The organism is Stutzerimonas sp. (assembly GCF_982611455.1).
In genome coordinates this window covers 114,827-128,423 of sequence record NZ_CEXBBO010000012.1, presented here as the reverse complement: position 1 = coordinate 128,423, position 13,597 = coordinate 114,827, and the positions used below count along the sequence as shown (strand labels likewise).

Genomic DNA, 13,597 nt, shown 5'->3' with positions numbered 1-13,597 from the left:
GGAGGCTGGAGGCTGGAGGCTGGAGGCTGGAGGCTGGAGGCTGGAGGCTGGAGGCGATCAGTGTGTGGGCGACACCAAAACGTGTACCAGCCATTTTTTCCGTCCAGCTTCCAGCCTCCAGCGCTTTTTTCGTCTCTTAGATTTTTATGAAATGTTCGCGGTAATGACGCAGCTCGGCGATCGACTCACGAATGTCATCCAGCGCCAGATGCGTGCCACCCTTCTTGAAGCCGGCGAGCACCTCCGGCGCCCAGCGTGCGGCTAGCTCCTTGAGGGTGGAGACGTCCAGGTTGCGGTAGTGGAAATAGGCTTCCAGGCTGGGCATGCGCCGGTAAAGAAAACGGCGATCCTGGCAAATGCTGTTACCACAGATCGGCGACTTGCCCTTGGGCACCCATTGCTCGAGAAACACCAACGTCTGCGCCTCGGCCTCCTCGGTGGATATCCGGCTGTCGCGAACTCGTTGGGTAAGTCCAGAGCCGCCATGCTGACGCGTGTTCCATTCATCCATGCCCGCAAGGATCTCGTCGCTCTGATGGATGGCAAGGACCGGCCCCTCGGCAAGGACGTTGAGCTGACTATCGGTAACGATGGTCGCCATCTCGATGATGACATCGTTATCAGGATCCAGACCCGTCATTTCCAGGTCGATCCAGATGAGATTCTGTGGGTTCTGCATGGTGAGCTCCTTGACTGTGGCGCGCAGTTTAGCCGCTCGCATGAGAGCCGTCAGTTGGCGCATCAGCCCCAGGGCGCCAAATCAACAGCCGTGAATGGCGCCAGTCATCGACTGGAAGGACTTCCTGCGCCTCGACACCTGGCACCTCGAAACTGTTGCTGATCAGCAACGTCCCCGACCGCATCTCGGCGCGCGCCTTCTGCCATAAAGCCGGCATGGGCGCCGGAGAAAGGAAGCAATAGACCACGTCATATTCGGCCAGCGACACGCGCCAGAGACTGCGATAGCGCACCTGACAGTTGCGCTGGAACATACAGCGCAACCAGCACAAGGCAAAGGTCAGCGGTGCGGTCTCGACACCGACGAAGCGCCCCGCCGGATAAGCCCGCGCTAGCCGCAGCAGCGTGCCACCGAGACCGCTGCCCATATCGATGAAGCGAAAGCCGTCAGGCAGCTGCGCCAGCCGCCGAATCAAACGCTGCTCGACCGCCTTACCGGTCAAATAAAGCGGCACCCGCTCAATCAGCGAATTCCAGTTCAATAACAGCAGCACTATGAAGCCGGCCAGCAACAGCCAGGGCGGCAGGACGTGGTCCTGCAGCAGCACCAGGCCCGGCACGAAACCGAGGTTGATCGGCAGCCACCAGCGCGAAAGGCCGAGCCGCTGTCCCATCAGCGCGGCGATCGAGCCCTGCACACAAGCGGCGATTAGCACGCTGACATGCCAATCCGCCAACCGCGCCAGCGCGAGCAACAGCAGCCAGCTGATCAGCAGCGATGCTACCTGGCAGAACAGCGCCAGCAGCGCGGGATATCTTGCGAATGAAAAGGCAGGCATGGACATACATCGTCGACGGGATACGGCGCCGAGTCTAACCGCCCGTAAGAGCCGCATATAGGCCCGCAGCGAGGGGTAATCGGCATGCTAGACTCGCCTACTTTTCCAGCCTGGGCACCGCAAGCAAATGGCCAAACGCCACCTCAACCGCCGGCAAAACTGGCGTATCGAGAAGATCCAGGAAGAACGCGCATCGCGCGCAGCGCGCCGGGAATCACGCGCGATCGAAGAGCTGGAAGGTGGCGATCTCGGCCCGGAGCAGACTGGCCTCGTCATCGCCCACTTCGGCGTTCAGGTCGAAGTCGAGGCGCAGGAGGGCGAGCATCAGGGCCAGATATTTCGTTGTCATCTGCGCGCCAACCTGCCGGCTCTGGTCACCGGCGATCAAGTGGTCTGGCGACCGGGTAACCAGGGCATCGGCGTAATCGTCGCGCAGCTGCCGCGCCAATCCGAGCTCTGCCGGCCCGACACGCGCGGCCAGCTCAAGCCAGTGGCAGCCAACGTCAACCTCATCGTCATCGTCTTCGCGCCCTTGCCGGAGCCACACGCCAACCTCATCGACCGTTATCTGATCGCTGCCGAGCATGCGGGCATTACGCCGTTACTGCTGCTGAACAAGGCGGATCTGATCGATGCGCAGAATGCGCCTGCGCTCAATGCACTGTTGTCGGTCTATCGAACGCTGGGCTATCCGCTGATGGAAGTTTCGGCCCATGACGGTGCTGGCATGGACGCGCTGAAAGCTCGACTCGACGGCCACGTCAGCGTATTCGTCGGTCAGTCCGGTGTGGGTAAATCCTCGCTGGTGAATAGCCTGCTGCCAGGTGTCGATACCCGTGTCGGCGCGCTGTCTGAAATGACCGGCAAGGGCACTCACACCACCACTACCGCGCGGCTGTTCCATTTTCCCGGCGGCGGCGAACTGATCGACTCACCCGGCATCCGGGAGTTCGGCCTGGGCCATGTCAGCCGTGCCGATGTCGAAGCCGGCTTTATCGAGTTTCAAGAGTTGCTGGGGCACTGCCGCTTCCGCGACTGCAAGCATGATCGCGAACCAGGTTGTGCACTGCTGAAGGCACTGGAGCAAGGGCAGATCCAGCCGCAACGGATGGCCAGTTACCGCCATATCATCAGCAGCCTGCCGGAAACGGGCTACTAAGCTGATTTTCGTCGTCCAGCGTTCTAGCCTCCAACGCTTTACCGACTGCCTGGCTCATCGAACTTCAGCACACCGTCTTCGAAGATGTTCAGTCGCTCGCGCAGCTGCGTTGGCGGTAACGGTTCGGTTGCATCAATTGCCGGTGCCTCGTCGGGGCCGTCCGACGTAGCGTCTGGCGCTTGCGGACCAACGGAAATGCCAGCCTCGCCCGTGTCCGGTTGCCCCCCTTCGATGTCGCGCTGTGCCTTTTTGGTCAGCACCAGAATGTCGATGCGGCGATTTACCGGGTTCAGCGGGTCAGCGCGATCGAACAAGGCCGACGATGCATAACCGACCACACGAGCGAGCTGATCTTCTGGATAGCCCCCTGCAACGAGTGCACGGCGAGCTGCATTGGCGCGCCCAGCGGACAGTTCCCAGTTGCCGAAATCGCCGCGCCCGGCGTAAGGCTTGGCATCGGTGTGCCCGCTGACGCTGATCTTGTTCGGCACTGCCCGAATGGTGTCGGCCATCGCCAGCAGAATATCTTCGAAGTAAGGCTGCAGCTGGGCGCTGCCCAAAGCGAACATCGGGCGATTCTCCGCATCCACAATTTGGATACGCAGACCATCCTGAGTGATTTCGAACAGGATCTGGTCCTTGAAGCGCGTCAGGTCCGGGTCCTCGTCGACTTTGTTCTGCAACTCCTGCAAAAGCAGATCGAGACGCTCTCGTTCCAGCTGCTCGGCAAAGGTTTCCGCCTGGTCGGCATCGATCTTCGACTCGCTCTGCTCGATCGCTGGATCGACTTCTTCGTTGAGAGTCCGATCCGGCGATGGCGTAGGCGTACCGCCAAGATCGATCACATGCGGACTGGCGCTCTCGGTGAAACCGATGGGGTCTTGAAAGTAACCGGAAATCGCTCTCTTCTGCTCAGGCGTCGCCGAACTCATCAGCCACATCACCAGAAAGAACGCCATCATCGCTACCGCAAAATCGGCAAAAGCAATCTTCCAGGCGCCGCCATGATGGCCCGCAGCGGTTTTCTTGACCCGTTTGACGATGATCGGCTGGTTGTTGTCCATGGTTAGGCTACCTAGCTACCACGCATGGTTTGTTCGAGCTCGGCGAAACTTGGCCGGTGCGCGGGTAGCAGGACTTTACGGCCGAACTCAACCGCCAATGTCGGCGGCATGCCGGAGGCCGAAGCGACCAGGGTCGCTTTGATGCCCTCGTAAAGATTCAGCTCTTCCTTGGCATCATGCTCCAGCGCGGCAGCCAGCGGGCCGAAGAAACCGTAGGACGCAAGGATCCCCAGGAACGTACCGGTCAACGCGGTGGCGACCTTTTCTCCGATCATCGCGTTGTTCGCTTCGGCGAGAATCGACATCGTGATTACGATGCCCAGCACCGCCGCCACGATACCCATGGCCGGGAGTCCGTCTGCGACCCGCGCGACTGCGTGGGAAGGATGCTCGAGCTCCTCCTTCAGGCTGTTCAATTCCATATCGAACAAGCCTTCTAATTCATGCGGCGCCATGTTGCCGGAGGACATGATGCGCAGGTAATCGCAGATGAATGCTGTCATCCGCTCATCCTTGAGAATCGCCGGGTATTTACTGAAGATTGGGCTCGCAGAGGGGTCCTCAAGGTCCGCCTCGATGGCCATCATGCCTTCCCGACGACTCTTGTTGAGAATCTCGTACAGCAGCCCCAACACTTCCAAGTAGTACTTTTGGGTAAACCGCGAACTGAACATCTGCAGCGATTTTTTGAAAACGATCTTGATTGTGCTGCCGGGGTTGGCCTGCAAGAAACCGCCCAGTGCAGCGCCGCCGATGATCATGACCTCAAAAGGATGCATGAGCGCCCCGATCTTGCCGCCGGACAGTACGAATCCACCCAGAACGCTGGCGAATACCACGATGATGCCAATAATTTTTGCCATAGAAAGGTACGTCTAAAACCTGATCGCAGAGCACCTGGGACAAGCCGCGCAACATCGCACGCTCGCATGGGTTACAGGCGGGGCATATGAAAGAATTGTTCTGGTTATCGGAACTTTTGCGCCAGACTAAAGGCCATCCCGATGAAATGCTAGTTCGGCGGCATAATGACAACGACCCCACTACCCCGCACGCTTCCCGCCTGGATCAAGGCGCTAGACGCCGTGGTGCTGCCCGTGTTTGCCGATCCGTACGCGCGTGTCCAGCTGGCATTGCGCGACAGCAGCATGTCGATGCGGCAGATCGCCGAGCTGATCCAGGAAAGCCCGGTCATGGCGCTCAGCGTGATCCGCGAAGCCAATCGCAACGCCGCCGTGACCAGGCCGGCCGAGAGCCTGGAAGTTGCGCTCAGCCGCATCGGCCTGAAACGTGCCGAAGCCTTGTTCGCCCGTATTCCTGCAGCCCAGGCTCACGACATCCCTACGCCGCTGCGGCAGATGGTGCTCATCAGCCGCCATGCCAGCCAGCAGGCCAACGGGCTGTTCGCTGCCCGCCTTGCGCGTCTCTGGCAGGAAATCCACTGGAGCAGCCTGTTGTTCCTCGCGCCGGTCTGGGCGCTGGTCGCCGCCCACCCTGAACTGCTCGAAACCTGGGAGCAGCGCGTGCTGGTCAAGCGTGAACCGGCCCGCCAGGTCGAACAATCATTGCTGGGCGTATCGCTGCTGGATCTCTGTGTGGCAGTCGCCGAACACTGGGGATTGCCCGGCTGGATCGCCCAGGGGTATCGGCTGCTTAGCGGCAATCGGAGGATGTTGATCAAGGCGCTACACATTGCCCGTGACAACGAGCACCCACTGCACCAGCAGCAAATGCTCGATGCCGATCCCGATCTACGTCGCTGGCTCACCCTGCCAAGCAATACCATCGTGCTTGCCAACGGCCTGGCGCTCTCGGCGCACCACAGCTGGAGCGGCATTCACAGTCTCCGCTGGCAGCGACTCGCCGGGCTCTACCTGCAGATTCCGCTGGCCGAACTGCAGCAGATGGTGCATCAGCACGCCGCCGCCAGTGCGCAAGCAATCGGCCATACAGATCTCTGGCACCCGGCCCAAGGCCTGCTGTGGCCATGGGAAAGTGTGTTTCAGGTAGAAAAAGCAGCGAAGTTGCCCAACACTGAAGCATTGACGGAATGGCGTGCGCATTGCCGCGAACTGCTCAGCGAACGCTGCCCGTACGACAACGTGGTGCAACTTACCGCGACTGCCGCCAAAGCCTTGAGCTGCGCCGGTATGCATCGGGTGCTACTGATGCTTGTCGACCGCAAGCAAAATCGCCTGGTCAGCCAGCAAACTTTTGGCGTCCCGCGCGAGGCCGCCAAGCTGTCACTCGAACTGGATCAGAGCCAAGTGCTACGAAGATTATTGGAAAAGCCGACACTTCTACGCCTGAATCCGGACAACATGGCGCAGTTCTCCGCGCTGCTGCCGGGGGCGCTGAAGGCATTGTTTCCAAGCGAACACGTACTGCTGCGCTCCATCGGCCACGAAGGCCGCGTGGTCATGCTGGTGGTAGCCGATCAGGACAACACGGCGTTCAGCGAAATGGGGCTGCAAGCGTTCACCAAGACAGTGCAATGTATCGAGCGGGCGCTGGCGACGTTCAGCAAGCGCGGGCGTTGATCTTTTTCGCTAGACTTCGTCCTTTCAGTCCGACCGAGGCCTGCCGTGTCTGCCTTTTCAACCCTGCCCCTGGTAATCGAACCGATCGATCTGGCCGAGCGCCTGAACGCCCCCGAACTGATCCTGGTCGACCTGACCAGCGCGACCCGCTATGCCGATGGTCATCTGCCTGGCGCGCGATTCGTCGATCCCAAGCTAACCCAGCTCGGCCAGCCGCCGGCACCGGGACTGCTGCCTGGCAAGACCCAGCTGGAAGCGCTTTTCGGTGCGCTCGGGCATCGATCCGACGCAGTCTATGTGGTTTACGACGATGAGGGCGGTGGCTGGGCCGGACGTTTCATCTGGTTGCTAGATGTAATCGGCCATCATCGCTACCACTATCTGAATGGCGGCCTACACGCCTGGCTGGCCGAGCAACGACCACTCTCGCAAGACATCCCAACCGCAGCTGGCGGGCCGGTAACGCTAAAACTCGACGAAACTCCCAGCGCGACCCGGGAATACATCGAGAGCCGGCTCGGCTCGGCTGATCTAGTTGTATGGGACGCCCGATCACCCGAAGAATATCGCGGCGAAAAGGCACTCGCAGCACGGAACGGACATATCCCCGGCGCAATTAATTTCGAATGGACTGCGGCGATGGACCCGGCGCGCGCCATGCGCATCCGAGAAGACATCGCCGAACGGCTGCAGGCGCTCGGCATCAGTCCTGACAAAGAAATCATCACTCACTGCCAGACGCATCACCGCTCCGGCTTTACCTACCTGCTGGCCAAAGCCCTGGGCTATCCGCGAATCAAGGGATACCCCGGCTCCTGGGGCGAATGGGGCAACCTGCCCGACACTCCGATCCAGCAATGAAAAGGTCATCCATGAAAGATCGCTTGTTCGTATTCAGCCAGTACCTGCTTCCGCACCACCTGATCTCGCGTCTCGCCGGCTGCCTCGCCGAATGCCGCCTGCCTTGGGTGAAGAACACCTTCATCAAGTGGTTCGTTCGGCATTTTCAGGTAGACATGCATGAAGCGCAGGTCGAAGGCCCGACCGCCTATGAGCACTTCAACGCATTCTTCACCCGCGCGCTGAAAGACGGCGCACGACCGCTGGACCCGACGCCCGGCGCGATCCTCAATCCCTGCGATGGCGCAATCAGCCAGCTCGGCCGGATCGAGCAAGGTCGGATCTTTCAAGCCAAGGGCCACAGCTACAGCGTGATGGAGTTGCTCGGTGGCGACCATGAGCGCGCTGCGCCTTTCATGGGTGGCGATTTTGCCACCGTATACCTGTCGCCCAAGGATTATCACCGGGTGCATATGCCGTTGGCCGGAACCCTGCGCGAGATGGTCTATGTGCCGGGCCGCATCTTCTCGGTGAATACCGTCACCGCTGAAGGCGTGCCAGAGCTGTTCGCCCGCAACGAGCGCGTGGTCTGCCTGTTCGATACCGAGCGAGGACCGATGGCGATGGTGCTGGTCGGTGCGATGATCGTCGCCAGTATCGAAACCGTGTGGGCCGGACTGGTGACGCCCCCCAAACGCACCCTCAAAACGCTGCGCTACGACGAAGCCAGCCGAGCGCCCATCCATTTGGAAAAGGGCGCCGAGATGGGTCGTTTCAAACTGGGCTCCACGGTAATCGTGCTGTTCGGGCCGGATCAGGTGAGCTGGGCCGAACAACTGTCCCCATTAACGCCGGTGTGCATGGGCGAGGGGCTCGGTCAGGCCAAGCCGATCCAGCCCGTTGTCGCACCGGATCCTGGCCTGGCACAGCCATAGCACCTGAACCAATGGTCGGTTGCCGCTAGCCAAGCCCTCCGTGTCCGTTATGATATCGTCGCCCCGATTGCAAAATGCCATCATCAGGGCGACGAGTGCGTGGACGCACTGTCGTAGTCGTAGGCGGAGCGCCAGGGATTATGTCGCGGAGTTCGTAGCTTGGAAAACCACAGTCAACCACTGCTGTTGCGCGTACCGACGCCGGATTGCCAGGGGTTGTCTTTTTGCGAGGCCAGCGTACGTGGCCTCAAACGCTGGCTTGCCGGGCTGCCTAAGGCAAACCTCGGCGAAACCGCGCGACTGTTGTACCAGGCCGTACTGGAACTCAACCAGCTGCGCACGACCGCTCAGAATCGTCTGCAATTGCTCGAATTGCTGCGACCGGAAATCCACTTCGTCTGCAGAGAACTGGAACGTTACTTCGTCAACCAGCCGATCGTTCTCAGCGAGCGTCCGCGCAAAGTGGCCAGCCTATGCCAAGCGTTGCAGAACCACTTGGCCATCGGCTACAAACTGATCTCCGTCGAACTGGCTCCGCAGGACGGTCGTGAACGCCTGCAGCTACTCACCATCTCGTTGCAGCGAGCGATCCGCAGCCTTTGCGCGATGCTGGTTCGTTCGACGCAGCTGTACAGCCCGACACCCAATGGCCTATGGCTTGAACTCCATCAGCTCTACGCCATCGCCGCCGAGCATGGCGTGCACCGCACACTGGTGCGTGACGACCTGGCCTATCAAATCAACGGCTTCAGCGCGGAACAGAGCTATATCGTCGCACTGATGATCGGCAGCGCCCGCTGCAACCAGATGCGCCAGCAGAACATCGCCCAACTGGCGCAGGCGCTCGAACCCTGGAGTGCGCTGGTTCGCCTGCAGTCGGCACAGAGTTCGTCCAGCCTGTTCGGCGTGTCGCCCCGGATCGACGGCCCGCCGCGTTATCGATCGATGTTTGCGGCCAAGGAGCTGCCAAACCTGCTCGGTATCGATCCGCATGCATTGGTCACTGCGCTCCGGACGCACCTGGATTCCCCGCCAGATGCACCCCGAGAGTCGACACTCGCGGTATCCGAGGGGCTGAGCCTCGACCTGATGCAACACGTAAGCGCCGCCTGGGGCGACATCTCCGAACGCAGCTTTCAGCGCACCCCCGCGCAGGGCCAAATGAATATCTGCATTGGCATGAGCGCGCTGCATTACTACCTCGCTGGGCAACGTCTGTTCGGCGAGCTGTTGAAACGACCGGAAGCCGCTCGATCCGCTGTCTTCAAACTGAACAACGCCGAACCCGACATCTGGGCAATTGCATTCGACGCTCAGGTGGTCAATGAAGACGCGCTCCTGCCGCGCGACGATATCGAATTCGTCCGTCCCGTCAACGCAAACTCAGAGAAAGAGAAAGAGAAAGAGAAAGAGGAAGTGTCAGCGCCACCGCCCGCCGACAATCCCTTCCCAACGTTCGAGGTGCAACTGGTCAACCACAGCCCTGGCGGATTCTGCCTCTCCTGGTCGGGCGAGGTTCCAGCGCAACTTCAGGCGGGCGAACTGCTCGGCCTGCAGGATGGTACCAGCCAGAACTGGAGCATCGCGGTGGTACGCTGGATTCGACAGGTGCGCGGCGGTGGTCCGCAGATCGGAGTGGAGCTCATCGCACCCTATGCGCAACCGTGCGGTTTACGCCTGTTACGCAAGGCCGATCAAGGCAGCGAATATTTGCGCGCCCTGCTACTGCCGGAGATCAGCGTGATTTCACGTCCGGCGGCGCTCATCGTTCCGAGTCTGCCGTTTCAGGAAGGGCAGAAGGTACAGATCAACCAGAATGGAGAAGAACATCGCGCGTTACTCTGCCGCCGCCAGACAGGTTCCAGCAGCTACAACCAGTTTGAATATCAGCTGGTCGGGCTCGCTGCTGCCTCTCAGGAGACCCCGATCACAGCACGGGGAACCCAGGCGGCATCAGGGGTTGAAGATTTTGACTCGCTCTGGAAGTCGCTGTAGATTGCGGCTCTCCGTTTTTTAGCCTCCACGCCCCTTACGGCGCGTTCTAAAGCTGCTGCCATGGCCCCGCAAAAGAAAACTATCCGCCTGCTGCTACTCGAAGACTCGCAGAATGAAGCTGAGCGACTGGTCAGCCTGTTTCGTAATGCAGGGCAGGCGACGCGCGTGCATCGACTCACCTCCAGCGAGGATCTGGCCGATGCGCTCCAGCAGACCTGGGATTTGCTAATCAACGCACCGACCAGCGAGAACCTCGACCCTGGCGAGGCCATAGGTGCCATTCGCAAGCAAGCCAAGGATATTCCAGTCATCCAACTGATCGACGGCAATGATGCCGACGCCATCACCGAAGCCCTCGCATTGGGAGCGCAGGGCGCGCTACCGCAGGGCGAGGACGAATGGCTGATTCTGATCGCAAACCGGGAGCTGGCGAATCTTGAAGAGCGCCGTGCGCGCCGCTCTGCCGAGGTGGCACTGCGCGAGGCCGAGAAGCGCTGCCAATTACTGCTCGACAGCTCGGTAGACGCCATTGCCTACGTCCACGACGGCATGCACATCTACGCCAACCGCGCCTACCTTGAGCTGTTCGGCTACGAGGATGTCGACGAGTTGGAAGGGATGCCAATGATCGATTTGATCGCATCCTGTGACCAGGGCGAATTCAAGGGTTTTCTGAAGAACTATCAAACCCTGCAAGGCAGCGCCGAACTGATCTGTGGCGGCGTCCGCGCCGATGGCGGCAATTTCAAGGCGCGCATGCACTTCTCCCCGGCCAGCTATGATGGCGAGCCCTGCATTCAGGTGGTCATTCGCGCAGAAAGCGACAATGCCGAGCTGGAAAAACTGCGCGAAATCAGCAACCAGGACCTGGTGACGGGGTTACACAACCGCAACTATTTCCTCGAATTGCTCGACAGTGCTGTCGAACGCGCAGTGAACGCCGGGCAAGGCGCCAGCCTCGCCTACATTCGCGTCGACCGCTTTGCCAGCCTGCAGGCCGATATTGGCCTGGGCGATTCGGACCGCCTTTTGGCTGAACTAGCCCAGCTGCTGCGTGGACAATTTCAGGACCAAGCCCAGCTGGCACGCTTCGGTGATGACGCCTTTGCCGTGTTGATGCCGGAGATTACGCCACAGCAATTCGAGCAGCCGTTGACCGAGTTGTTGCGCAAGGTCGAGGGGCATCTGTTCGACATCGGCGGCCGCACCGTACAGACCAGCCTGAGCATCGGCGCCGCAGCGCTCGACGAGCAGACAGCGAAGGCGCGAGACGTGATCGACCGTGCCCACCGCTGCGCCGAAGAGCTTGTCGACGGCAACGCACTGCGCACCTACAACCCGGCTGATGAACTGGCCGCCGCTGCCAGCCGAGGCAACGTCCTCGCGATGCTGCAGCAGGCGCTGGAAAAGAACAGCTTCCGTCTGTTATTCCAACCGATCATCAGCCTGCGCGGCGACAGTCACGAGCATTACGAGGTGCTGCTGCGCCTGCTCGACCCGCAAGGCGTCGAAGTTCCGCCTGGTGAGTTTCTCGGCACAGCAAAAGAAGCTGGGCTCGCCACCAAGATCGATCGCTGGGTACTGCTCAATTCCATCAAGCTGCTCGCCGAGCATCGCAACAAGGGCCACAGCACCCGATTGTTCGTACATCTTTCGAGCGCCAGCCTGCAAGACCCTTCATTGCTGCCGTGGCTCGGAGTTGCGCTCAAGGCGTCGCGATTGCCGCCTGATTCGCTGGTGTTCCAGTTCGATGAGAACGACGCCGTCGCGTATCTCAAGCAGGCAAAGGCGCTCACCCAGGGATTGGCCGGACTAGGCTGCCGCAGCGCCCTGAGCCAGTTCGGCTGCGTGCTGAACCCGTTCAATACGCTCAAGCATCTCAGCGCCGATTTCGTGAAAATCGACGGCTCCTATACTCAGGATCTGAGCCGTCAGGAAAACCAGGAAGCGCTCAAGCAGCTCCTGTCAGACCTTCACGGACAGGCCAAGCAGACCATCGTGCCTTTCGTCGACAGCGCCACGGTCCTCGCCACACTATGGCAGGCCGGTGTCGGTTACATTCAGGGGCAGTATCTGCAGGGCCCGAGCCAGTCGATGGATTACAACTTCTCCTCGGACGACGAATAGCAGGAAGCCGCTAAAAGCGCTGGAGGCTGGACGAAGTAGCCTAACGCGACTCGGTACAGGTATTCATCCGACCTTAAGCCCGCCAGCGCGGGCTTGTCGGCTCTATTCCACCCCTTCCCGATCCCGGAAGCCGAGCAGATACAAAATCCCATCCAGCCCCAGGGTGGAAATCGCCTGCTTGGCCGACTGTTTGACCAGCGGTTTGGCCCGAAAAGCCACGCCCAACCCGGCCAACCCGAGCATCGGAAGATCGTTCGCGCCGTCGCCAACGGCAATCGTCTGCTCCAAGCGCAAGCCTTCCCGCTCTGCCAGCTCGCGAAGCAGATCGGCCTTGCGCTGGGCATCGACGATGGGTTCCTGCGCGACACCGGTGAGTTTGCCGTCAACGATTTCCAGCTCGTTGGCATATACGTAATCGATACCGAGCCTGGCTTGCAGCTGGCGGGCGAAATAGGTGAAGCCACCCGACAGGATCGCGGTCTTGTAACCCAGCCGCTTCAACTCGGCGAACAGCAACTCGGCGCCCTCGGTAAGCCGCAGACTGGCGCCGACTTCAGCCAACGCACGCTCTTCCAAGCCTTCGAGCAACGCCAGACGCTCCTTGAAGCTGGCACGGAAATCCAGCTCGCCGCGCATGGCGCGCTCGGTGATCTCCGACACCTGATCGCCGACCCCGGCCGCCTTCGCCAGCTCGTCGATGACCTCCGCCTCGATCAACGTCGAATCCATATCGAATACCGCGAGCCGGCGATTGCGACGGAACACTGAGTCGCGCTGGAATGCGATGTCGACATTGAGCTCCTGTGCCACGCTGAGGAACTCGGCGCGCAATGCCGCGGTGTCGGCGGGCTCACCTCGCACCGAGAACTCAATGCAGCCCTTGCCCAGATCTGCAGGCATATCCAGCGGCTGGCGCCCTGAAAGACGGTCGATGTGATCGATATTGAGGCCATATTTGGCAGTGATCGAGCTGACCCGTTGCAACTGTTCGGCGGTGACCTTTCGTGTCAGCAGAGTGACGATATGCCGAGGTTTACCCTGTCCCGCGACCCACTGCTGGTAGTCCTCCTCAGCAACGGGCGTGAAGCGCACCTGCTGGTCGTGCTTGTAGCCCATGAAGAGCACGTCCTTGAGCACCGAGGAAGCGCGCTCGGTATCAGGGATTTCAACCAGAATGCCGAACGACAGCGTGTCATGAATCACCGCCTGACCGATATCCAGGATATTCACGCCACCCTGGGCGAGCACGCCGGTGATGGCCGCGGTCAGCCCGGGGCGATCTTCCCCGGTAATGTTGATCAGGACGATTTCGCGCAAGGCGTAGCTCCCATGGCAAAGAAGGCAGGCATTCTACAACAGCCGGCCCGGCAGCTGGACGCCGCTGCATGCGGCAGATCATCGGCACCACGTGGTCGTTCCG

11 protein-coding genes are annotated in these 13,597 nt (G+C 60.6%); 6 read left to right on the top strand and 5 right to left on the bottom strand.

Annotated features, from left to right (window positions below):
• Nucleotides 1-136 precede the first annotated feature (136 nt).
• Nucleotides 137-679 carry an oligoribonuclease gene (orn, locus tag AC2LD7_RS09905; RefSeq protein ID WP_484597581.1) on the bottom strand — a complete coding sequence of 181 codons (543 nt, stop codon included), beginning with the start codon at nt 677-679 and terminating at the stop codon, nt 137-139.
• Nucleotides 680-707: 28 nt separating this feature from the next.
• On the bottom strand, nt 708-1,517 hold the full coding sequence (locus AC2LD7_RS09900) for a class I SAM-dependent methyltransferase (protein WP_484597580.1): 810 nt from the start codon (nt 1,515-1,517) through the stop codon (nt 708-710).
• A 127-nt stretch (nt 1,518-1,644) separates the two neighbouring features.
• Here AC2LD7_RS09900 and rsgA point away from each other — a divergent pair, with 127 nt between their 5' ends.
• A complete protein-coding gene (gene rsgA / locus AC2LD7_RS09895) occupies nt 1,645-2,676 on the top strand; it encodes a small ribosomal subunit biogenesis GTPase RsgA (RefSeq protein ID WP_484597579.1) in 1,032 nt (343 codons plus the stop codon).
• Between the two features lie 38 nt (nt 2,677-2,714).
• Here rsgA and motB read toward each other — a convergent pair whose 3' ends face one another.
• Complete coding sequence (motB, locus tag AC2LD7_RS09890) at nt 2,715-3,740, bottom strand: flagellar motor protein MotB (protein ID WP_484597578.1); 1,026 nt, start codon at nt 3,738-3,740, stop codon at nt 2,715-2,717.
• An 11-nt stretch (nt 3,741-3,751) separates the two neighbouring features.
• Complete coding sequence (gene motA / locus AC2LD7_RS09885; RefSeq protein WP_408102007.1) at nt 3,752-4,603, bottom strand: flagellar motor stator protein MotA; 852 nt, start codon at nt 4,601-4,603, stop codon at nt 3,752-3,754.
• A 165-nt stretch (nt 4,604-4,768) separates the two neighbouring features.
• On the opposite strand from motA, the gene AC2LD7_RS09880 reads away from it, so the two are divergent.
• From AC2LD7_RS09880 to AC2LD7_RS09860, 5 genes are all read left to right on the top strand, one after another.
• On the top strand, nt 4,769-6,280 hold the full coding sequence (locus tag AC2LD7_RS09880) for an HDOD domain-containing protein (protein ID WP_484597577.1): 1,512 nt from the start codon (nt 4,769-4,771) through the stop codon (nt 6,278-6,280).
• Nucleotides 6,281-6,325: 45 nt separating this feature from the next.
• Nucleotides 6,326-7,141, top strand: coding sequence for a rhodanese-like domain-containing protein (locus AC2LD7_RS09875; RefSeq protein ID WP_484597576.1), 816 nt, complete (start codon nt 6,326-6,328; stop codon nt 7,139-7,141).
• A gap of 11 nt (nt 7,142-7,152) precedes the next feature.
• Nucleotides 7,153-8,055: an archaetidylserine decarboxylase gene (gene asd, locus AC2LD7_RS09870; protein WP_484597575.1), complete on the top strand. Its 903-nt coding sequence runs from the start codon at nt 7,153-7,155 to the stop codon at nt 8,053-8,055.
• A gap of 159 nt (nt 8,056-8,214) precedes the next feature.
• Nucleotides 8,215-10,050 (top strand): molecular chaperone, encoded by a 1,836-nt coding sequence (locus AC2LD7_RS09865; protein ID WP_484597574.1) that lies wholly within the window; start codon nt 8,215-8,217, stop codon nt 10,048-10,050.
• Nucleotides 10,051-10,110: 60 nt separating this feature from the next.
• Complete coding sequence (locus AC2LD7_RS09860; RefSeq protein ID WP_484597573.1) at nt 10,111-12,177, top strand: GGDEF/EAL domain-containing response regulator; 2,067 nt, start codon at nt 10,111-10,113, stop codon at nt 12,175-12,177.
• Nucleotides 12,178-12,279: 102 nt separating this feature from the next.
• Here AC2LD7_RS09860 and serB read toward each other — a convergent pair whose 3' ends face one another.
• Complete coding sequence (serB, locus tag AC2LD7_RS09855; protein ID WP_484597572.1) at nt 12,280-13,494, bottom strand: phosphoserine phosphatase SerB; 1,215 nt, start codon at nt 13,492-13,494, stop codon at nt 12,280-12,282.
• Between the last annotated feature and the right edge of the window lie 103 nt (nt 13,495-13,597).